16 protein-coding genes are annotated in these 20,198 nt (G+C 63.6%); 4 read left to right on the forward strand and 12 right to left on the reverse strand.

All coding sequences use genetic code 11. From position 1 onward, the window contains the following. Positions 1-23: 23 nt before the first annotated feature. Both KVX96_RS19090 and KVX96_RS19095 read left to right on the forward strand, forming a co-directional pair. Entirely contained in the window at positions 24-521 is a 498-nt protein-coding gene (locus KVX96_RS19090) for a nuclear transport factor 2 family protein (protein WP_261196445.1), read from the forward strand. A gap of 104 nt (positions 522-625) precedes the next feature. Further along, positions 626-1,393 (forward strand): nuclear transport factor 2 family protein, encoded by a 768-nt coding sequence (locus KVX96_RS19095; RefSeq protein WP_261196446.1) that lies wholly within the window; start codon positions 626-628, stop codon positions 1,391-1,393. A 10-nt stretch (positions 1,394-1,403) separates the two neighbouring features. On the opposite strand, the gene KVX96_RS19100 is transcribed toward KVX96_RS19095, so the two are convergent. The 3 genes from KVX96_RS19100 to KVX96_RS19110 form a co-directional block, all read right to left on the reverse strand. Beyond that, entirely contained in the window at positions 1,404-4,430 is a 3,027-nt protein-coding gene (locus KVX96_RS19100; protein WP_261196447.1) for a tetratricopeptide repeat protein, read from the reverse strand. 61 nt (positions 4,431-4,491) lie between these two features. Continuing rightward, entirely contained in the window at positions 4,492-5,445 is a 954-nt protein-coding gene (locus tag KVX96_RS19105) for a Hint domain-containing protein (RefSeq protein WP_261196449.1), read from the reverse strand. 333 nt (positions 5,446-5,778) lie between these two features. Further along, positions 5,779-6,909 carry a Hint domain-containing protein gene (locus tag KVX96_RS19110; RefSeq protein ID WP_261196450.1) on the reverse strand — a complete coding sequence of 377 codons (1,131 nt, stop codon included), beginning with the start codon at positions 6,907-6,909 and terminating at the stop codon, positions 5,779-5,781. Positions 6,910-7,124: 215 nt separating this feature from the next. On the opposite strand from KVX96_RS19110, the gene KVX96_RS19115 reads away from it, so the two are divergent. Together KVX96_RS19115 and KVX96_RS19120 are read left to right on the forward strand one after the other, a co-directional pair. Next, on the forward strand, positions 7,125-8,051 hold the full coding sequence (locus tag KVX96_RS19115; protein ID WP_261196451.1) for a LysR family transcriptional regulator: 927 nt from the start codon (positions 7,125-7,127) through the stop codon (positions 8,049-8,051). A gap of 131 nt (positions 8,052-8,182) precedes the next feature. Continuing rightward, positions 8,183-10,072, forward strand: coding sequence for a bifunctional sugar phosphate isomerase/epimerase/4-hydroxyphenylpyruvate dioxygenase family protein (locus KVX96_RS19120; RefSeq protein WP_261196452.1), 1,890 nt, complete (start codon positions 8,183-8,185; stop codon positions 10,070-10,072). A 38-nt stretch (positions 10,073-10,110) separates the two neighbouring features. Here the strand turns inward: KVX96_RS19120 and KVX96_RS19125 are convergent, their stop codons facing one another. The 9 genes from KVX96_RS19125 to KVX96_RS19165 all read right to left on the reverse strand — a co-directional run. Next, complete coding sequence (locus tag KVX96_RS19125; protein WP_261196453.1) at positions 10,111-12,183, reverse strand: FAD-binding protein; 2,073 nt, start codon at positions 12,181-12,183, stop codon at positions 10,111-10,113. A 22-nt stretch (positions 12,184-12,205) separates the two neighbouring features. Continuing rightward, positions 12,206-13,372 (reverse strand): Gfo/Idh/MocA family protein, encoded by a 1,167-nt coding sequence (locus KVX96_RS19130; protein ID WP_261196454.1) that lies wholly within the window; start codon positions 13,370-13,372, stop codon positions 12,206-12,208. A gap of 16 nt (positions 13,373-13,388) precedes the next feature. Then, positions 13,389-14,396: a LacI family DNA-binding transcriptional regulator gene (locus KVX96_RS19135; protein WP_261196455.1), complete on the reverse strand. Its 1,008-nt coding sequence runs from the start codon at positions 14,394-14,396 to the stop codon at positions 13,389-13,391. Positions 14,397-14,425: 29 nt separating this feature from the next. Next, positions 14,426-14,734, reverse strand: a complete 309-nt coding sequence (locus KVX96_RS19140; RefSeq protein ID WP_261196456.1) for a Dabb family protein — start codon at positions 14,732-14,734, stop codon at positions 14,426-14,428. Beyond that, positions 14,731-16,323, reverse strand: a complete 1,593-nt coding sequence (locus tag KVX96_RS19145; protein WP_261196457.1) for a GMC family oxidoreductase — start codon at positions 16,321-16,323, stop codon at positions 14,731-14,733. Before KVX96_RS19145 ends, KVX96_RS19140 begins: the two co-directional genes overlap by 4 nt. Beyond that, a complete protein-coding gene (locus KVX96_RS19150; protein WP_261196458.1) occupies positions 16,323-17,780 on the reverse strand; it encodes a GMC oxidoreductase in 1,458 nt (485 codons plus the stop codon). The genes KVX96_RS19145 and KVX96_RS19150 overlap by 1 nt, the downstream gene beginning before the upstream one ends. Further along, on the reverse strand, positions 17,780-18,892 hold the full coding sequence (locus KVX96_RS19155) for an ABC transporter ATP-binding protein (RefSeq protein ID WP_261196460.1): 1,113 nt from the start codon (positions 18,890-18,892) through the stop codon (positions 17,780-17,782). The genes KVX96_RS19150 and KVX96_RS19155 overlap by 1 nt, the downstream gene beginning before the upstream one ends. A 4-nt stretch (positions 18,893-18,896) precedes the next feature. After that, positions 18,897-19,778, reverse strand: coding sequence for a carbohydrate ABC transporter permease (locus KVX96_RS19160; RefSeq protein ID WP_261196462.1), 882 nt, complete (start codon positions 19,776-19,778; stop codon positions 18,897-18,899). After that, positions 19,778-20,198 (reverse strand): carbohydrate ABC transporter permease (locus KVX96_RS19165; protein WP_261196463.1); only part of this gene is annotated, 421 nt, incomplete at its 5' end. The genes KVX96_RS19160 and KVX96_RS19165, both read right to left, overlap by 1 nt.

Here is a 20,198-nt window from a genome sequence, read left to right on the forward strand (position 1 = left end):
GCGCCCAGCACCGGGAGACAGTCATGAACCGCAGGGATTTTCTTTCCACCACGCTGGCGGGCGCATTGGCCGCCATCCTCGCAACACAGGCAGGAGCACAGGAAATGGACGACACAAGCAAAGCCTCTTTCGACACCGTGATGGGTTTCATGCAGGCCATGGGCAGCGGCGACATAGAGGCCATGAACAAGCTGATGGCCGATGACATGGTCTGGCACAACGAGGGCGATGCCTCGCTGCCCTGGATCGGGGAGACACGCGGCAAGGAAGCTATCTTCGCCTTCCTCTGCGTCTTCGGTGCGAACCTGCAAACCACGCTCTGGGAAAACACCGACGCCTTTGCCTCGGGCGATACCGTGGCCGTCTTTGGCCGGATGAACGGGATCACCACGCAGTCGGGGCAGGAAACCGGCGTCTTCTCCTTCGCGCTGCGCGCCAAGGTGCGCGACGGGCAGGTGGTGCTCTGGCACTGGTTCGAGGACAGTTTCGCCATCAGCCAGGCCTTTCACGGCAAGGCCTGAGCAGGCCTGACGGATCAGGCTTGACGGATCAGGCTTGACGGATCAGGGGGCCGGCCTTCAGCCTTTGAGGGCCGGTCCGCGATTGCCAGAGGGAGAGATTTCAGATGACCAAAGCACTTGAGAACGTCCGCCGGATCTACATGGAGGGCATCGCCGGGGGCAACGCGCGGGCGGCCGTACTGGCTTGCACCGGGCATCGCTACACCCAGCATTCCACCGGCGTGGCCGATGGGGCCGAGGGCTTTCTGGCCTTCTTCGAGCCCTTCCTCGCCCGCAACCCCAAGCGCGACATCCGCCTCGTGAAGCTGTTTCAGGATGGTCGCTGGGTGTTTTGCAGCGCCTATCAATCGCTCAACGAGGGCGCGGCGCAATGGGTGACGATGGACATGTTCTACACCGACACCGAGGGCTTGATCCTTGAGCATTGGGACACGATCGCCCCCTATGAGGCGCAGATCGCCTCCGAGCAGGATATGGTCGGCGGCCCGCAAGAGGTGGACGCCAGCGCGGACACCGAGGCCAACAAGGCGCTGGTGCTGGAGTTCACCAAGCAGATCCGGCAGGGCGAAAGCCTGGATCGGATCGGTGACTTCGTCGCCGAAGGGCTGATCCAGCACGCACCGGGCATTGGCGCAGGGCGCGACGGGCTGGCGGATTGGCTCGCGTCGGAGGCCTGCGGCCAGTATGAAATGCTCTTCCGCGTGATCGGGCAGGGGGATTTCGTGGTGACCTACGGCAAGCGTCACGCCAACGGGCGCGACATCGCGGTGTTCGACCTTTACCGGATCGCGGAAGGCCGCATCGCGGAGCACTGGATGAACGAAGAAGAGATCGGCCCGCGCGACAGCTGGGGCAACTCCGGCAAGTTCTAACCAGAGGAGATCACCCGGCGGCCGTTTGGATCACCTGTTCAACGGCCGGCGGCAGCCTGTGTGCGCCGCTCCAGTTCCAATAGGCTGAGGTCGCCTTGTAGGGCAGGGCAAGATGCGTTCCGACGACCGGGGCCAACACGCTCTGCGGCAGGATCTGCAGCACGGCGGCTTCCACGTCTTCCCGACGGGCGCCGATGGCGCTTGCCGCGGCGCGGGTCAGAAGGCCCGGCCCTGTCTTGGCCCAGGTGTTGTCGTGCTCGCGGGCAAGAAGGGAGCGCAGCGCCATTCCGACAGCCGTGGCCATAACCGGGTGATCCGGGCTCGTGATGATCACGTTGTTGGCAAGCGCGCCCCAGGGTTCCCGGAACAGCACGCAGCCGCGCTTGTCCGCCAGGAAAGCTTCCAGATCACCGATGCGCCGGTCGTCGGCATCGATGTAGACACCACCCTCCTTCAGAAGAAGGCAAAGGCGGAAGAAATCTGCCGCTTCCGCCTTGTGGCTGGTGAGGCGGAAGGCTTTCACGAAGTCCTTTCCGAAGCCCTCGGAGAGGAAGGACAAGGCGCTGTGGAGATCGAAGCGGCGATAGGCAAACCCGCTTTCCCGCCAATCCTCCATCAAGGAGCCGATCATCGGCGGGACTACGCGCGCATCCCAATATTGCCAGATGCGGTGCGGAATCGGCTCACCGGTCTGGTCCGCTGTATCCCTGTCCGGCCGCCATTGCGCCACCACGGATTTCGCAGGAAGGAAAAAGCTGGTTGGATCCGCCTCCTCCGGCACCCGGTTCAATATCCGCAATTCGTTGAGCTGGGCGCCAAGCATCGAGCTCTGAAAATGCGCGTGGTAGCTGCGTTGACCGGTCGGGATGGTTTTCAGACGGTCGGAGAAACGTTCCGCTGCGGGCAGATCGCCCATTGTCAGACTTATGCGCAGGCCAAGTTCCGCTGTCGCGCGCGTGCAGGCGCTACGCGCTACCTTCTCAACGGTTGAGAGCGCTTGATCAAATTGCCCGGTTTCTGCGAGCATCCTTGCCGTGGCCGCTGCGACCCGCTCGTCTCCCAAGGATTGGCTGATCCCGCTCAAGGCGTCTTGGGCCGCATCATAACGCCCGATCTCCATGCACATCTCTGCACAGAGCAATCGCAACGCGAGCACCTCAGGCCAGACCTGGATCGCGCGTTGCAGATATCTAACCCCCAATATGCGGGTTCCAGCGGCATGCAGCAACCGTGCCTTCAGTAAGGCATCGTTCCACGCCGATACGATTGGAAGACACTGCTTCGCCGTCTTGAGTGCCGCTACCGGCCCTTCAAGGCGAAAAGCCACCCCGATGTCGAAACGTGCCCGATCTGCGGCCAAAACCTGCGTGGCGAGTTGGGCCGCCAAGCTTCGCGCTGTCTGGTCATACGTTGTCGTGCGGACCGCTTCCAGAACCGCGAGTGCCGGCCCGCTTCTTAGTGTGGGCATCGAAAACACCTGCTTGAGGGCCAGCGCGGCGATCTCCTCGTTTCGCAACGAAAGCCCGGCTTGCAATGCGCGCAACCAAAACGCCGTGTCTCCCGGCACACCCTGTCGGCTGGCGCAATCAAGGTAGGCTGCCGCGCGGTCCGAATGGCCAGTTTGAAGGTTCAGTTCGGCCAGTTGGAGAAGTGCACGGGGGTCCGGCCCCGCTTTCGGCGCATGGGCCTCGGCCAAATTTTGTTCCGCGATTTCGATGCGGTCAGATAGCCATTTTTCAGCAGTTTTTGGGCCTTCCAGTTCCAACAACACTTCAGTGTTCAAAAGAAGTAGAGCCGGGTTCTCCGGGGCCATATTCAGGAGATCGTAAAGAACCTGTCGCGCCCGTCGGGGCGCGCCGCGGATCAACAACAAGCGTGCGAGTTCGGCACCGACGCCGATGTGCTCCGGGACGTGTTTTCGAAGTTTACGGCAGGTATGCTCTGCTTCCTTTTCCCGGCCTGCGCGGGTCAGGCCCGAGGCATATTTCGCCTGCAACTCCACGTCGTCGGGAAAATCCGACAGCGTTTGTTTGAACCGAGCCTCAGAGTAGTCTCTGCCCTCCGAGGCAATGGAGAGCTCGACCATCGCAATCGTCGCTGGCCGGTGCATTCGGTCCCGCTCCAACACGCTACGGAAGGCCAGCGCAGCATCGTCCGAACGGCCCAAGGCGCTGTAAACCCGCCCGAGTTCCATATTCACCCTAGGATCAGTCGAACCCTCTTTCAGGCGCTGGACAAGCGCAAGCGCCGCGCCGAAATCGCCCTCAGCCCGTTTCAGCCGTGCTTCCTGAAGCGTCAGGCTGGTTTCTGAACCGAAGGTTGCAAAGGCCAGCCTGAGGCTGTCGTGCGCCCTTTCGAACGCTTTGCAGGCGATTTCGGCGTCGATCTTCTTGAGCAGAAGGCCCTTATGGTCAGGGTATTTCTTGCGCCAGCCCTGTGCCATCTTGAGGGCCCGCCGCGCCTGCCCGAGATTGAGTTCGGCCGTAATACGCAGGCAAAGAAGGCCCGGGCTGGCTTGCCCTGTTGCGATCAGCTCATCGAGTTTCGCCGCCGCCGAGAAGCTTTCGCCCGTCATCACCTGCAACCGAAGGCGGCGTTCGGCAAAGTCCGGAGCGGTTGGGCCAAGGGCTTCCGCCCTGGTCAAAACACGCTCGGCACGTCTGAATTGGCCCCGTTCGATCAGCAGATCGGCCAATTCGCCCGCGACGAGCAGATCGTCGGGTTGGCGGGCCAGAAGCGCACGGTAGAGTTTCTGCGCGAGGCCATGGACCCGAAGTGCGTTCAGAGCCTTGGCGATGCCGCGCCACGTCATAGAAACCAGAGGCGTGTCATCTGAGGAACCCAACAACGCCTTCGCCGCGAGGCTCAAGGGCCGCCTAATTTCCGACAGGTTGACCTGTCTTTCTTGCGTCGCCTGCTCCGTTGGGAATTTCCGCAGTTGCGCCGATAGGTCGGGAAACTCAGCGCCGCGCAGGGCTAGACACAATCCCCGCCGGGTCGCCGGGTCTACATCAGGTTCCAGCGTGGCAGCCGCCAACGGTTTCGCTGCTGCTAGCAAATGCAGAGCGACAGGGTTGGCGTCCGCGCTATGTGGCTGGTCAGGCGACGGCACGTTTGCCGATACGATCCAGAATCGTCCGCGGCACGAGCCGGGCTGCAGAGATCCTTGGCGTGCTCATTTCGGTTATGGCGTCTTCATCCCCGTAGAGGGCCCGGTACTCGGCAAAATTGTCGAACCGGCCCCGCGTGACGTAGTCGACGAATGTCTCCGCCGGAGTGTTGTTCGCGAGGACGACATCATGGGTGTCTGTTTCGATGTGGAAATAGGTGACGCGATCCGCCAGCTGACCCATCGGCACCCAGTCGATCGAGGTGCCGTTCACCAGCGCACTGGCGTTGATGGCAAAGCCGTCGATCATCAGAGCATGATCAGGCGTGACGGTCAGGTCGGCGTTTGGCACGCCATCGCCAAGCGCCCCGGCGCGGATGCGCACCGGACGGAAGCGCGTTTCCGGGGTGAACTGCTTGCTGACCGTCTGCTGCCCGATCCATTTCACGCCAATCTCGCGCCCATCGGCAGTAAGGATCCTGTCGCCGATCTCAAGCGTTTCCACGACCCGTTCCCCAGCCGGCGTGGCGATCATGGTGCCTTCGGCGAAACAGACGGTGAAATCGCCTTGGTTGATTTCGCTGACGTCGATGGTCTTGTCGAGGTGATCGAAAGACGTGTCCGCATCTTCGGGGCTGAAGATGAAGCCGATATCCGGGTTGTCCGCGTACTCAAGCACGACATAGGTGATACCATCCTGCTCGTAGGTGCCGAAGTAATCCAAGGTCACGGTCGTACCGACCGGGATGGTTATGTCCGGGAAGGCATCTTTGATGGCCTGCGTGATCTCGAACTGAAAATCGTCGCCGCTCTCGAACGTGTTGTCCACATCCCCGTCGTCCAGTGTTCCGCTTTGGTCGAGGAAATCATTGGTGAACGAGAAGTTGCTGCTGCCGCCATCGCGGTCATAGAAAATCACGGATTGATAATCGAAGGTAGCCATATCGAGTCCTCATTACTGAGTGTGCTGAGAGCACTTACAAACAATAATATTCCGCACCTCGTGTGGAGCAATTCAATCCTGCGAGAGTATGCGCGCTAATTCCAATGTTCCGCCGAAGGCCCGGCTCCGACAGTTGTGTATATCCTCAGAAGAACGGTCGCTGCCGAAACTGTCAAGTCGACCAGACCGAATGCCTGCAAGTTGCGTACTCATTCACCCCAGATCGCTTAGGGAACAGGCTTGGTGTCATTAGGGTACTGCAAAGGCTGACCCAAAAGCATATGTTATGGTCGGGGTGAAAACGTCCGAGCACGACCGATGATGTTCGGCAAACTATGCGGCGCCACGATTGCCGATACGGCTCAGGATCGTCCTTGGCACGAGCCGGGCCGCCGAGATCCGCGGGGTGCTCATCTCGATGATGGCGTCTTCGTCACCGTAGAGGGCCCGGTACTCGGCAAAATTGTCGAACCGGCGGCGTGTGACGTAATCGACGAATGTCTCTGCAGGGGTGTTGTTTGCAAGAACAACATCATGTTCGTCGGTTTCAATGTGGAAATAGGTAACGCGATCGGCCAACTCACGCATCGGCACCCAGTCGATTGAGGTGCCGTTCACAAGCGCGCTGGCGTTGATGGCGAAACCGTCGATCATCAGCGCGTGATCGGGTGTGACGGTGAGGTCGGCGTTTGGCACGCCTTCGCCAAGCGCCCCGGCGCGAACGCGCACCGGGCGGAAGCGGGTTTCCGGCGTGAACTGCTTGCTGACCGTCTGCCGCCCGACCCATTTCACGCCGATCTCGCGCCCATCGGCAGTAAGGATCCTGTCGCCAATCGCAAGCGTTTCCACGGCCCGCGCCCCATCCGGCGTGGCGATCATGGTGCCTTCGGCGAAACAGACGGTGAAATCGCCTTGGTCAATGTCATCAAGGCTGACGGTTTTGTCCAAGCCACTGTCAAAGGCGGTCTCGGAGTCCACAGGGCTGAAGAAAAAGCCAACGTCCGGATCATCCGGATCCGCGAGCACCACATAGGTGATGCCGTTTTCGTCGTAAGTCCCGTAGTAGTTCAGCGTCACGGTTTCGCCCGGCGTGTATCCCCCTCTGGGAGAAACCGCAGCGATTTCGTTTGTGATCAGAAAGTCAAAGGTATCGCCAGCTTCAAAGGTCGCCGATTCCGGGCCGACGGTTTCTCCGTCATCAAGTTGCCCGGTTGTATCCAGAAATTCATCCCGGGAGAAATTGATGCTTTCTCCATTGCGGAAATACTGAATGACAGAAAGATAATCGAAAGTGGCCATATTGCTCCCTCCTGGCTGAGGGCACAGATGCTCCTCAGCCCTGAACTTAGCCGTGCCAACGAACGGGCCCATTTCCTGCACACGCGCGCTAACTAAATTTGCCAATCCCCAGTGGTCGGACAGCACATTGCCCCAAAGAAGAACGGCGCTGGCGGGGGCTGTCAAGGCAAGGGGGGCGCTCCAAAGAAAGGCCGGTTTCTTAATACCCCACTGCTCGCAGAAACGCCCGGTTTTTGGCAAGGATCAAGACATCTTTGGTCCGAATACCAACGCGCTGATCTGAAAAAACGAGCCTTGGGTGCGCGCGGTTGAAATTAACCTGAGATGCGCGTTGCGGAGTTCCTGTACTCTAAGGTTAATTTTTCTCAGGAGGGCAGGCCATGCCAGACATGACGCTTCGGCAGATCGAAGTCATCCGCGCCGTGATGCTGACGGGGACGATCAGCGGCGCGGCGGAGATGCTCAATGTCTCGGCGCCCGGCATCAGCCGGCTGGTCAAACACACCGAAGAGAGCCTCGGCCTCCGGCTGTTCGAGCGCAAGGCGGGGCTGTTCGTTCCTTCGGTGGAAGCTGCCCGCGTGTTTGATCAGCTGCGCGAGGTCTACAAAGGGGTCGAGAACCTGCATCTTGCCGTAGGTGCCTTGCAGAAGGGCGAGGACGTGCGCCTGCCCTTCGCCACCGCGCCGTCCATCGCCCAGTTCATCGCGGCCCGCGTTATGCGGCGGGTGCGCAGCCGCTATCAGGATCTCTTCGTCGATCTGAACGTGCTGAAGATCGAGGAAACTGTGGACTACCTGCTGCTGGATCGAGGGGAGTTCGTGATCATGAGTTCGCCGGTTGCGAATGCCGCGATCGAGAACGAGGAAATCGCAGAAGGACGCCTTGTGGCTATCCTGCCCGAAGGCCATGCGCTGGCCGGGCAGGAGGTGGTGTCTGCGCGCGAGCTGGCAGCGGAGCCACTGATTGGCGTCGACCCGTTCGATCCCTTCGGGCGTCTGCTGGCGCGCCCTTTTGAAGTGGCCGGCGTGAGGCCGCACTACGCGATGCGTGGCCGGTTTGCCCAGACGCTCGTGAGCATGGTGCGCCACGGGCTGGGCGTGGCCGTCATCGACGAGTTTTCCGTGGCCGAAGTCTATATGCCTGGCCTTGTCCGTCGGCCGTTGCAGGAAGACGTGCCGGTCAAGAGCTTCGTGTCCCGCAAGAAGGGCAGGGTGCTTTCGGGCTTCGCGGAGTTCACCATCGCGCAGTTCCGTCGCGAGTTGGGCAAGGCCGTTGCCGATGGCCCAGCCTTGCGCCGCAAAGCGTAACATCACGTTAACAAGTAATCCAAAGAGGTATTAGGCGTTAAAGTCTGGCCGGCGGTATACCTGTGGCAGGGGCATCTGGCGGGATCTGGAAACCGCTCAGGCGCCGCCCGCCGTCTGGAAGGACAGCCGCCATGAAAACCTCTATCGCCACCGTTTCGATTTCCGGCACCCTGCGCGAAAAGCTTGAGGCCATCGCCAAAGCCGGTTTCGACGGAATCGAGATCTTCGAGCAGGATTTCATCGCCGACACACGGCCCCCGCGCGAGATCGGCGCCATGATCCGCGATCAGGGGCTGGAGATCACCCTGTTCCAGCCGTTCCGCGATTTCGAAGGGCTCACGGGTGCTGCCCGCCAGCGGGCCTTTGACCGGGCGACCCACAAGTTCGACACGATGGCGGAGCTGGACACGGATCTGATCCTTGTCTGCTCCTCGGTACACCCGGAGGCCCTTGGCGGGATCGACCGGGCGGCGGATGATTTCCGCGCCCTCGGCGAAATCGCGGCGGAGCGCGGCTTGCGCGTGGGTTACGAGGCGCTGGCCTGGGGGCGGCACGTGAACGATCACCGCGACGCTTGGGAGATCGTGCGCCGTGCCGATCATCCCAACATCGGGCTGATCCTCGACAGTTTCCACACGCTGGCGCGCCGCATCGATCCCGACACCATCCGCCGCATTCCCGCCGACAAGATCTTCTTCGTGCAGCTCGCCGATGCCCCGGCCATCGACATGGATCTGCTCTACTGGTCGCGCCACTTTCGCAATATGCCCGGCGAAGGCGATCTGGCGGTGACGAATTTCATGCGCGCGGTGGTGGCGACGGGCTATGATGGGCCGGTCAGCCTTGAGATCTTCAACGATCAGTTCCGGGGCGGGCGGCCCGAAGGGCTTGCGCGCGATGGCTACCTCTCGCTCGTGGCGCTGATGGATGACGTGCGGCAGGCCGAGCCTGACATCCAGACGCAGCTGCCCCGGATCCCGGCGCGTGCCCGGTTTGGCGGTGTGGCCTTCATCGAGTTCGCCACCCGTGGCTCAGAGGCCGAGGCCCTCGCGCGGCTGCTGGAAACCATGGGCTTTGCGCATGTGGGCGATCACATTTCCAAGAAGGTTGCCCTCTGGCAGCAGGGCGATATCCGCATCGTGCTGAACCAAGAAAGGCAGGGCTACGCGAGCGCCGCCTACCTGACCCACGGCACCACGATCTGCGATGTCGGCATGACGGTGCAGGACGCGGCGGCCACCTCGGCGCGCGCAGCGGCCCTTGGGGCGGCCACGTTCGATCAGCCGGTCGGGCCAGGCGAGCTTCAGATCCCGGCGATCCGCAGCGTTGGCGGCAGCCTGATGCATTTCATCGACGATCAAAGCGGGCTCTCCGAGGTTTGGGATGTGGAGTTCATCCCGGTCGGCGCTGTGCCTGAGGGCGGGGCGGGGCTCACCCGGATCGACCACCTCGCGGAAACCATGAACTACGACGAGATGCTCAGCTGGTCGCTTTTCTATACCTCGATCTTCGAGATGGAGCGCACGCCGATGGTGGATGTCATCGATCCCGATGGGCTGGTGCGCAGTCAGGCGATCAAGGCGAAGGGCGGCGCGGCGCGGATCACGCTGAACGGGGCCGAAACCCACCGCACGCTGGCGGGCAGTTTCCTTGCCGACAGCTTTGGCGGCGCGGTACAGCATGTGGCCTTTGCCACCGATGACATCTTCGACACCGCGCGCCGCATGGCCGAGGCCGGTTTCACGCCGCTGCCGATGACGGGCAATTACTACAGTGATCTGCAGGCGCGTTTCGGGCTGGAACCTGCGCGCCTCGCCGAGATGCAAGCGCTCAGCATCCTCTATGATGAAGACGCCGATGGGGCCTTCTACCAGTTTTACAGCCAGCCTTTCGCGGGCGGGCTGTTCTTCGAAATCGTGCAGCGCTGCGGCGGCTATGACGGCTACGGCGCGCCCAACGCCCCGTTCCGCATCGCCGCTCAGAAACGGCTTTTGCAGCCGAAGGGCATGCCACGACGGTAGGGCGCGCTCCTCGTCCCGGGCAGCCGCTTGCGGAGCCGCTACGTCCGATTGGACCCGCCTTTGTAGATCGCCCCCGTCAGCCAGGCCGGCCAATCCCGCTCGAAGAAGGATTTCGCGCCGTCGTGGCTGCGGTTTGCCCGGCGGGAGATCACCATCTCAGTGCCCGCCATCTGCACGAGGAGCTGATCGCCCTTGTCTTCCTCCCGCTCCGCGCGGAAGCGATAGTCGGGCAGCGGGCCAATTGCGGATTGCGGCAGAGACTCGCCCGCCGGATCGCAGATCGCGCGCGCGCCCCGGCTGCCACCGCCCTTGGCGATATAGTCATCAAGCGCGGTCAGCACCGCCTCTGAGGCCAGCGCCATCTGCTGCCATTGCACGAGGCGCGCGGCCTCGGAAGGGCGGGAAAGGGCGATGCCGGACGCGCGGATGTCTGTGTTCAGCGCGCGGGCCTCAATCAGCGCGTCCGCCACATCGCCGGGGGTGCAGAGGATCCCGGCCTTATCGCTCATCCTTGCCTGCACTGCGCTGCGGATATCCTTCCACGCCAGCGGGCTTTCGGGCGCAAAGAGCGCGGCGAGCTCGGCAACCGGCCGTGCTGCTGCCTCCGCCACATCCAGTACCTGTTCTGGGGCCTGCACGGGAGCCCCGCTGGCGGCCACATGCTCTGCCACTCGCGTGCCGAACACCTGCCCGGCGTTCAGCGCCGAGCCGCCGGGCCGCGTGGCCCCATGGGTGCCCGCCGCCTCGCCCACGGCATAGATGCCGGGGAGGTTTGTGCGCCCCCAGGTATCGACCTCGATCCCGCCGTTCATATGCTGGTTGTTCACCGCGAACTCCAAGGGATCAGTGGTGATGTCGACCTTGTAACGCTTGTAAAGCTCGATCGCGAGCGGGTTCATGTGCCGCAAACGATCAATCGGCAAGGCGTGATCCGCGCCCGCGCTTTTCAGGTAGCCCGCCACGTCCGGATCGAGCCGCGCGAGGCTGAACGGCTGATCGATCGGCAGCGGGTTGCGGTTGAAATCCATGAACACCCGCCGCCCCTTCTGCCCTTCGCGGAAGATGGCAAGATCCACGAGGCTTGACTGGAACTCCAGCATCCGGCTGGCGTGGAAGGGCCATTGGTAGCCCTTGCGAAAGATGTTGGAGGCCATCTCCTGCGTGGTGCGGTAATAGTCGGCGAGGAAGTGATGCTCGTGGCCATCCGCGTCCACCGAATAGATATGCGGGATGACCTGCACATAGGTGCCCGAAAGGTTCCACGGGAAACCTTCGCGGCGGGTGCCGATGCCGAACTGGCTTTCGGTGATGTTGGTGAGGGTGAGGCCGGTCTCCAGCGCCAGTCCGAGCGTGCCGAAACAGCCGTTCGGGAATACGCTGTCGCGGTAGAGTTCCCCTGGCCCACCGGCAGCGAGCACGAGTGCAGAGCAGGGAAAGAGCGCAAGCCCGTATGGGTTTGCCGCGCTGGCCGCCTTGGCGCGGATCGCCAGCACCCCGGCCACGCGGCCCGCCGCTTTCACAACCTTCACAACCGTCGTCTGGTTGAAAAACGGAATGCCAAGGCGCAGCGCTTCCTCGGCCAGCACCTTGACCATCAGCCGCGAGGTGCGCGGCCCGCAGGAGGTGGCGCGGCCCACTTCGTCGTGGTCCGTCTGGTAGCGCAGCGTGCCGCCCAGATCGTCTTGCGGCAGGGGCAGGCCCAGATATTGCAGCGAGGCCATGGCGCGGATCGAGCCGACGGCCTCGATATAGGCGGTGTCCTCATCCATCGCGCCGCCCGCGCCGATGGCGGCGGCCATCTGGAAGAAATTGTCGCCCTGATCCTTGGTGTTGGCGGTGTGCAGCGTCTGCTTGTCGGAGCCCGAACAGGCCGAGGTGCCGCCCCATGCGCTCTGGCTGAGGATCGCCACATCCACGCCGCGCCGCTTCATCTCCACCGCCGCGCGCAGGCCGGCAGCCCCGCTGCCCACCACAACGGCCCCGGCGCGCTGCACCGGAATCGTGAAGCCGCCAACCACGGCATGTTCCGCCGCCTCAGGCTCCGGCGCGAGGCGGGGCATGGTGACATCGGTCAGGGCGTCGAGGATCTCTTGCGACACGGCGAGGGCCATCGGGGTGTTCCTTCTTTCGGCGTCAGGCGATGTCGACCCAGGCGCGCTGGCGCGCGGAGTCCATGCAGGCGTCGACGATCTGGCAGATGTGGTGGCCGGTCTGAAACGTGGGCCACATCGGCGTGTTGGTGGTGATCGAGCGGATCACTTCGGCGGCTTCGATGATCTTGGTTTCATTGTAGCCAAGGGCGAAGTTGGGCAGCGGCAGGAAGGCGGCGTAGGTAGGGTGCTCGGGGCCCACGTCGATCTCGCGGAAGCCACGGCGGCCGTTAGGGTCGGCGCTTGAGTAGAAGCGCAGGCGGTTCACCTCGTCGAACGAATAGAGGAGGCTGCCCTTGGTGCCGTAGATCTCGTAGCTCTGCAGGAACTTGCGCCCAGTGGCGACGCGGCTGAAATCGACGATCCCCTTCGCGCCGTTTTCAAACGTGCAAAGGATGTTGGTGCCATCCGGGTTGGTCACGTCGCCCCATTCGGTGGCCTCGGTGGTCTCGGGCGCGGCACCACCCAAATCCTGACCGTCGATCTTGGGGCGCTTGGGCGCGGTGATGTAGCTGTCGGCAATCAGGGAAGAGACCCGGCCCACGAGGAACTCCATGAAGCTGAACACATGGCTGCCGGTATCGCCGATGATGCCCGTGGGCGCGAGGTTTCCATCGGCGCGCCACATGTAGGGGGCCAGTGGATCGCCATAGACGTCGATATGCTGGCAGCCCTTGAAGAGGGTGATTTCGCCGATCTCGCCGGCCTCGATGATCTCCTTGGCGCGGTCATGCACGGGGTTGCGCGGGAAGGCATGGCCGACGCGGGTGATGAGGCCCTTGGCGCGGGCAAGATCGGCGAGGTCGCGGGCTTCTGCCGCCGTATCGGCCAGCGGCTTTTCACAGAACACGTGTTTTCCCGCCAGCAGCGCGGCCTTGGCCACCTCGTAGTGCATGTTGTCGGGCAGGCAGATGTCGATCAGATCCACCTCGGGATCGTTCACCGCCTCCTGCCAATGCCGCAGGATCTTTGCCCCCGGCGCGCGAAAACCCAGCTCGGCCTCGGCGTCGGGGTGGCCGGAGACAAGCGCCACCACGCGGGCCGTGCCGCCTTTCGTGCCGAAGAAATGGGGGAAGCTCTGGTAGGCCATCGTATGCACCCGGCCCATCCAGCCCGAGGCGCCCAGAATGGCAACTTTCACATCTGTCATCGCATGTCCTTTGTGGTTACGCCCCGCCGCTGGAGGCCCGCACGATCAGCCGCACGGGGCTTAAGGCCCGTGCCGGGGGCAGGGTGCCTTCGCGGATCCAGCCCACGATCTGACGGGCGGTTTCGGTGGCGAAATCGGGGATGTTGCAGCTGATGGTGGAGAGCGGCGGCACGCTGTCCTGGCTGTCTTCGATGTCGTCAAAGCCGACGACACGCAGATCTGTGCCTGGGCGGATGCCAAGGCCGGGGCAGGCTGAAAGCACGCCGAGCGCCACCAGATCGTTGAAGCAGATCACCCCGTCCACATCCGGGTGCTGTTCGTGCAGCCGCGCCGCCATCGCCTTGCCGAAGGCGCGGGTGGATTGCCCCGTAAGAACCAGCGGCGTACGGCCCTGTTCCTCCAGCACGGCCAGATAGCCCTTCATCCGCTCGCGCGTCACCGGCCTGTCGTTCAGCCCGCCGAGAAAGGCGATCCGGCGGCAGCCCTGTGCGATCAGATGTTCCGCCGCCAGCCGCCCGCCGCGCAGGTAATCCGGCGCGAGCACCGGAAGGCTTGCCCCCTCAGCCTCCAGCGTGCGGAAGACTTGCAGCGTCGGCGTGCCAGAGCCTGCAAGCAGTGCCAGCGTCTCGGCCTCTTCGCCGTAGCTTGGCGAGATGATGAAGCCCGCGACGCCGTGCTCCACGAGCGAAGAGATCATCCTGCGCTGAAGCGCCGGGTCCTCATCGGCATTGGCGAGCACCGTGGCAAAGCCCGCCTCCGAGAGCGCCATCTGGAAGCTCGCCGCGAACTCGGTGAAGAACGGGTTGCGCAGATCGTTGATCACGAGGCCGATCAGCCCCGAGGTGGCCGAGCGCAGCGTGGCCGCGGAGCGGTTGTAGACATAGCCGATGTCCGCCATCGCCTGCCGCACGGCTTTGCGCGTCTCCTCCTTCACCGCCGGGTTGCCCTGCAACACGAGGCTCACGGTGGATTTCGACACGCCCGCCTGTTTGGCGACGTCAAGGATGGTGGGGCGTTGCTTCATGCGCTCTCTCCGGTCTGGCTGTCCGCCCTCTATACGTCGAGGTCGAGCACCAGAATACCGTCAATCCCGCCGGTGGCATGGGCCACGAGCTGGCCGCCGAGCGCCTTGTGCTCTGCATCATTGGCGTAAGTTTGCAGCGCCTCCCAGCTGTCGAAATCGATCACAAAGCCATGCATGTAGCCGCGCTCGATCTGTTCGGGGCTTTCGGAGCGCCCACCGGTGAAGCCGCCCGCACCGGGCAGCCTTTCGGCAACGGCCGCGAGGCCCTCGTAGATCTCGCGGATCTTCGCCTCCGGTGTTTCGGGTGTGAATTTGGTCAAGACGATATGGCGGATCATGGCTGCATTCCCTGATCCTGCTTGATCATGTCGGCGGCCTTCTCGCCGATCATGATGGCAGGAGCGTTGGTGTTGGAGGAGTTGACGGTGGGCATCACCGAGGCATCGGCCACGCGCAGGCCGTCGATGCCGTTGAACTGCAGGCGCGGGTTCAGCACGGCGGCTGCGTCGGCCCCCATGCGGCAGGTGCCGGCGCAGTGGTGGGAGGTCTTGGAGTGGACACAGATGAAGTTGAAGTAATCCTCATCCGTCTTCACGTCCGGGCCGGGCAGGCGCTCGGCGAGGATGTAGTCGCTCAGCGCGGGCTGGGCGAGGATCTCCTGCACCAGCTTGAGGCCGCGAATCGACATCTCCCTGTCGTAGGGATCGGACAGGTAGTTCGGATCAATGAGCGGCATATCGGCGGGATTGCTTGATTTCAGCCGCACTGTGCCGCGCGAGCGCGGGCGCAGGTGGCAGGCGTTGAGCGTGACGCCGCCGTTGGGCATCGCCGCCACCCCGGCTTCGATCCCGGTGCCAAGGCCCAGATGCATCTGGATATCGGGCGAGCGCGCCTCAGGGTCGGCGTACCAGAAGCCGCCGGTTTCAAACAGGCTGGAGGCCACCGGCCCCTTGCGCGTGAACAGGTATTGCAGCCCGGCCAGCGCGCTCAGGTGCAGCTTGGCGAAGCGGTCGTAGGTGTGTGGGCCGGTGACCTCGCAGATCGCATAAAGATCCAGATGATCCTGCAGGTTCGCGCCCACGCCCGGCTGATCGAAGACCACGTCGATGCCGAGGCTGGCGAGATGATCCGCCGGGCCGATGCCGGAGAGCTGCAGTAGGCGAGGCGAGCCGATGGCGCCGGAAGAGAGGATCACCTCGCGGTCCGCGCTTAGTACCGTGCCATCGGCCAGTTCCACGCCGGTGGCGCGGCCCGCCGCCACGCGGATGCGCCGCACCTGCGCCTTGGTGCGGATGGTGAGATTGGGCCGCGCCCTCGCTGGCCCGAGAAAGGCCATCGCGGCAGAGGAGCGCCGGGCGTTGCGCTGGGTGAGCTGGTAATAGCCCGCGCCATCCTGCCGTTCGCCGTTCACATCGGTGGTTGACGGGATGCCGAGCTGCCCGGCGGCCGCGATATAGGCATCGCAGATCGGCAGCGGCGCGGCGGGCATGGAAACGCCAAGCGGCCCGCCCTTGCCGTGGTAGCGGCCTTCATAGGTGTCATTGTCTTCGGATTTGCGGAAGTAGGGCAGGACGTCTTCGTAGCTCCAGCCCTCGCAGCCCATCTGCCGCCATTCGTCGTAATCCGCCGCCGCGCCACGGGTGTAGATCTGGGCGTTGATCGCGGAGCCGCCGCCGATCACCTTGGCTTGCGTATAATTGAACACCTTGTTCTGCATCGCCCGCTGCGGCACCGTCGTCCAGCCCCATGCGCCGATGCCCTTCGTCATCTTGGCAAAGCCCGCGGGCAGGTGGAAGAACGGGTGGCGATCACGGCCCCCGGCCTCCAGCAGCAGCACGCGCACGCTGGGATCTTCCGAGAGCCGCGCCGCGATCACGGACCCGGCGGAGCCGCCGCCAATCACGATGAAATCATATCCCTCAGCCATCAGGCGGCAAACTCCGTTTGGGTGATGTGACGCCCGGCGCGCAGGGCGAGGGCGGCGATGGTGAGCGCCGGGTTCACGGCCGCCGACGTGGGCAGGACCGAGGCATCGACGATGAACAGATTGGGGTGATCATGGCTGCGGCAGGTGCTGTCCACAACGCTTGCAGCGGGATCAAGGCCCATGCGGGCGGTGCCGCATTGATGCGAGGGGGTACGCTGGTCAAAGGGGCGGCTGAGCACGATGGAGAAACCCGCGCGACGCAGAGCGCTTTTCAGCACCTTCACCAGCTGCAGATGCGCTTCCCAGTTTGAGCGTTGCCAGTCCAGTTTGATCTGCCCGCCCTGAAGCGTGACCCGGCTTTCCGGGTTGGGGAGATCCTCGCTCATGGCGTAAAAGTCGAAGCTGCGCGCGGCCACGGCATGGGCCAGCCAGCGGGGGAGGCGGGCATTGGCGGCGAGGATCGGCCCGGTGATCTTGCCCAGCATCTGCACGTTTCCGAGCGCGGGCCTGTCGTCCTCTGGCAGGTAGAAATCGTTCAGCATCAAGGTTTTCTGATAGATGCTGCGGTTGCGTCGCAGGGGATGAAGCGCCAGAAGGGCGGAGCAATTGTGGTTCATGAAGTTGCGGCCCAGCTGATCGGAGCGGTTGGCAAGCCCGGTGGGGCAGGCCTCATTGGCGGAGCGCAGCAGGAGCGCCGCCGTCTGCACCGCCCCTGCGGCCACGACAATGAGCGGTGCGCTCAACGTGGCCCCATTGGCAAGCTGCACCGCCATGATGCGCCCGTCCGCCGCGCTCTGAAGCCGCTCCACCGTGCAGCCCGTGCGCAGCTCCACGTTCGGGTAAGCCAGCGCCCGCGAAAGCCCGACGGACTCCGCGTCCATCTTGGCGTGGCAGGTGTTGGGGTAGGCATCCCATGTGGTCTGGCCCGCCGCGAGCCAAGCGTCCAGATCCACGCCCAGCGGGATCGGCGCAGGCGTGAGGCCCACGGCCATGAGCCTGCGGCGCAGATCGACCATGTCCGGCTCATCGGGCACGGGCGGGTGGGGATAGCCGCCGGAATGGGGCGGCTCGGTGGGATCCAGCGTGGCGTCGCCGCGCACCTGATACATCTCTTCGGCGGCCTGATAATCGGCCTCGAGCGCCTCGTAGGGAAAGGGCCAGCCGCGGACAAAATCCTCGGCCCGGTAGCGGATCAGCGCCGCGCCGTAGAACTTCGAGTTGCCCCCCACGTTGTAGTAGTTGCCCGGATTGAAGGGCTGCCCGTCTCCGTCCAGCCATGTTTCCGCCGGGCGGAACACGCCCCGTGCGAAGATCGCCTCCGCATCCCGATCCAGCGGCGAAGGGCGCAGATGCTCCCCCCGCTCAAGGATCACGATCCGGCGGCCTGTGGGCGCAAGCGCGGCGGCGAGCGTCGCCCCGCCCATGCCGGATCCGATGATGAGGAGATCCGCGTCCATCAGGGCAGGATCCGCATTTCCGTTTCCGGGTCAAAGGCCACGGCCTTCTCCATGTTCACCGCGAAGGTGAACTCCGCGCCGGGCCGGACGTCAGCGTCCGAGCGCATCCGCGCGATCACATCCTTGCCGCCCAGCGTCATCGTCACGAAGGTGTCAGAGCCGGCAGGTTCGGTCACGACGATGCGGTTGACCATCGGCGCGATGTTGGCGGATTTGCGATCCGCCGCGTCTTCATCGGTGATCGTCTCGGGCCGGATGCCGAGCATGATCTCGCGCCCCTCCCAGGCTGTGAGGTTCTGCTGGCTGAAAGGCAGGGTGGTTTTCGTACCGTCGTGAAGCGCCACCACGGCCATCGGCACGCCATTCTCAACCGCCACCGTCGCGGGCACCACATTCATCGCGGGCGAGCCCATGAAGGTGGCCACGAAGATATTGGCGGGCGTGTCGTAGATCTCCTGCGGGGTGCCGAGCTGCTGCACGTAGCCGCCATACATCACCGCGATGCGGGTGGAGAGCGTCATCGCTTCGATCTGATCGTGGGTAACGTAAACAATGGTGGTGCCCAGCTTCTGGTGCAGTTTCTTGATCTCGGTGCGCATGTCCACGCGCAGCTTCGCGTCAAGGTTGGAAAGCGGCTCATCGAACAGGAAGACGTCCGGGTCGCGCACCAGCGCCCGGCCCATGGCGACACGCTGGCGCTGCCCGCCGGAGAGCGCGCCGGGCTTGCGGTCCAGCAGCTGTTCGATCTGCAAAAGGCTCGCCACCTCGCGCATGGCCTTCTCGCGCTCGGCCTTCGGAACGCCGTGCATTTCGAGCCCGAAGGTGATGTTCTGGCCCACCGTCATGTTGGGGTAGAGCGCGTAGCTCTGGAACACCATGGCGATGTTGCGCCGCGAGGGGTGCACGCCGTTCATCACCTGATCCTTGATCCGGATCTCGCCGCTGGTGATGTCCTCCAGTCCGGCGATCATGTTGAGCAGGGTGGATTTCCCGCAGCCCGATGGCCCGACCAGCACGAGGAACTCCCCCTCTTCGACCGAGATGTCGACCTTGTGCAGGACTTCGACCGAGCCATAGGATTTGGTGGTGTTGTCGATGTCGAGAAAGCCCATGTGATTATCCTTTCACGGAGCCTGCCATCAGCCCGCGCACGAAGTAGCGGCCCGCGACGATGTAAACGAGAAGCGTGGGGAGGGCGGCGAGGATCGCGCCCGCGAAGTGAACGTTGTATTCCTTCACGCCGGTGGAGGATTGCACGAGGTTGTTGAGCGCCACCGTCATCGGCTGGCTGTCGGCCCCGGCAAACGACGCGCCGAAGAGGAAATCGTTCCAGATATTGGTGAACTGCCAGATGATCGAGACAACAGCGATCGGCCCCGAAGAGGGCAGCAGGATGCGCCAGAAGATCTGGAAGAAGCCCGCCCCGTCGATCTGCGCGGCGCGGATCAGCTCGGTGGGGAACACCGCGTAGTAGTTGCGGAAGTATAGCGTGGTGAAGCCGATCCCGTAGACGACATGCACCAGCACGAGCCCCCATGTCGTACCCGCAAGCCCCATCAGCCCCAGCATCCGCGCCATCGGGATCAGCACGATCTGGAAGGGGATGAAACAGGCAAAAAGCATCAGGCCAAAGAGGATCGTATCGCCCCGGAAGCGCCACTTCGTCAGCACATAGCCGTTGAGCGCGCCCAGCACGGTGGAGATCGCCACGGCAGGCACCACCATCTTGATCGAGTTCCAGAAATAGGGCTGCAGCCCGGTGGGATCGACGCCGATCTGTGCCGAGGACCACGCTTTGGCCCAAGGCTCCAGCGTGAAGACGCGGGGCAGATTCATCATGCCGCCGCCGGTGATTTCATCGAGCGGTTTCACCGAATTCACCACCATCACGTAGAGCGGCAGCAGGTAGAACAGGGAGAAGAGCAGCAGCAGCAGGTAGATCAGCGCGCGGGTGACGCGGCCGGTGCGGATGGCGGTATCCTGTGTGGCGACAGACATCATTTCTTCTCCCGCAGTTCGGCGTAAAGATAGGGGATCATGATCGCGGCAATTGTCATTAGCATGATGGTGGCGGAGGCCGCGCCGATGCCCATCTGGTTGCGGCTGAAAGTGTAGGAATACATGAAGGTCGCGGGCAGTTCGGTGGCCCGCCCCGGCCCGCCTCCGGTAAGTGCGATCACCAGGTCGAACGTCTTGATCGCGAGGTGGCTGAGGATCACGAAGGCCGAGAGGAACGCCGGGCGCAGCTGCGGGATGATGATGCGGCGGTAGAGGTTCCAATTCGAGGCGCCGTCCATCTGCGCGGCCTTCAGGATCTCGTTGTCGATCCCGCGCAGTCCTGCAAGGAACATCGCCATCACGAAGCCCGAGGTCTGCCAGACAGCGGCCAGCACCACCGTGTAGATCGCGTAATCGCGG

Origin of the sequence: Pseudoruegeria sp. SHC-113 (assembly GCF_025376885.1) — a bacterium.
GTDB lineage: Bacteria > Pseudomonadota > Alphaproteobacteria > Rhodobacterales > Rhodobacteraceae > Pseudoruegeria.

Excerpts from the sequence above, each read along its gene's own strand:
- KVX96_RS19090 (WP_261196445.1), top strand. The coding sequence starts at position 24 with ATGAACCGCAGGGATTTTCTTTCCACCACGCTGGCGGGCGCATTGGCC.
- KVX96_RS19095 (WP_261196446.1), top strand. The coding sequence starts at position 626 with ATGACCAAAGCACTTGAGAACGTCCGCCGGATCTACATGGAGGGCATC.
- KVX96_RS19105 (WP_261196449.1), bottom strand. The coding sequence starts at position 5,445 with ATGGCTACCTTCGATTATCAATCCGTGATTTTCTATGACCGCGATGGC.
- KVX96_RS19115 (WP_261196451.1), top strand. The coding sequence starts at position 7,125 with ATGCCAGACATGACGCTTCGGCAGATCGAAGTCATCCGCGCCGTGATG.
- KVX96_RS19120 (WP_261196452.1), top strand. The coding sequence starts at position 8,183 with ATGAAAACCTCTATCGCCACCGTTTCGATTTCCGGCACCCTGCGCGAA.
- KVX96_RS19125 (WP_261196453.1), bottom strand. The coding sequence starts at position 12,183 with ATGGCCCTCGCCGTGTCGCAAGAGATCCTCGACGCCCTGACCGATGTC.
- KVX96_RS19130 (WP_261196454.1), bottom strand. The coding sequence starts at position 13,372 with ATGACAGATGTGAAAGTTGCCATTCTGGGCGCCTCGGGCTGGATGGGC.
- KVX96_RS19135 (WP_261196455.1), bottom strand. The coding sequence starts at position 14,396 with ATGAAGCAACGCCCCACCATCCTTGACGTCGCCAAACAGGCGGGCGTG.
- KVX96_RS19140 (WP_261196456.1), bottom strand. The coding sequence starts at position 14,734 with ATGATCCGCCATATCGTCTTGACCAAATTCACACCCGAAACACCGGAG.
- KVX96_RS19145 (WP_261196457.1), bottom strand. The coding sequence starts at position 16,323 with ATGGCTGAGGGATATGATTTCATCGTGATTGGCGGCGGCTCCGCCGGG.
- KVX96_RS19150 (WP_261196458.1), bottom strand. The coding sequence starts at position 17,780 with ATGGACGCGGATCTCCTCATCATCGGATCCGGCATGGGCGGGGCGACG.
- KVX96_RS19155 (WP_261196460.1), bottom strand. The coding sequence starts at position 18,892 with ATGGGCTTTCTCGACATCGACAACACCACCAAATCCTATGGCTCGGTC.
- KVX96_RS19160 (WP_261196462.1), bottom strand. The coding sequence starts at position 19,778 with ATGTCTGTCGCCACACAGGATACCGCCATCCGCACCGGCCGCGTCACC.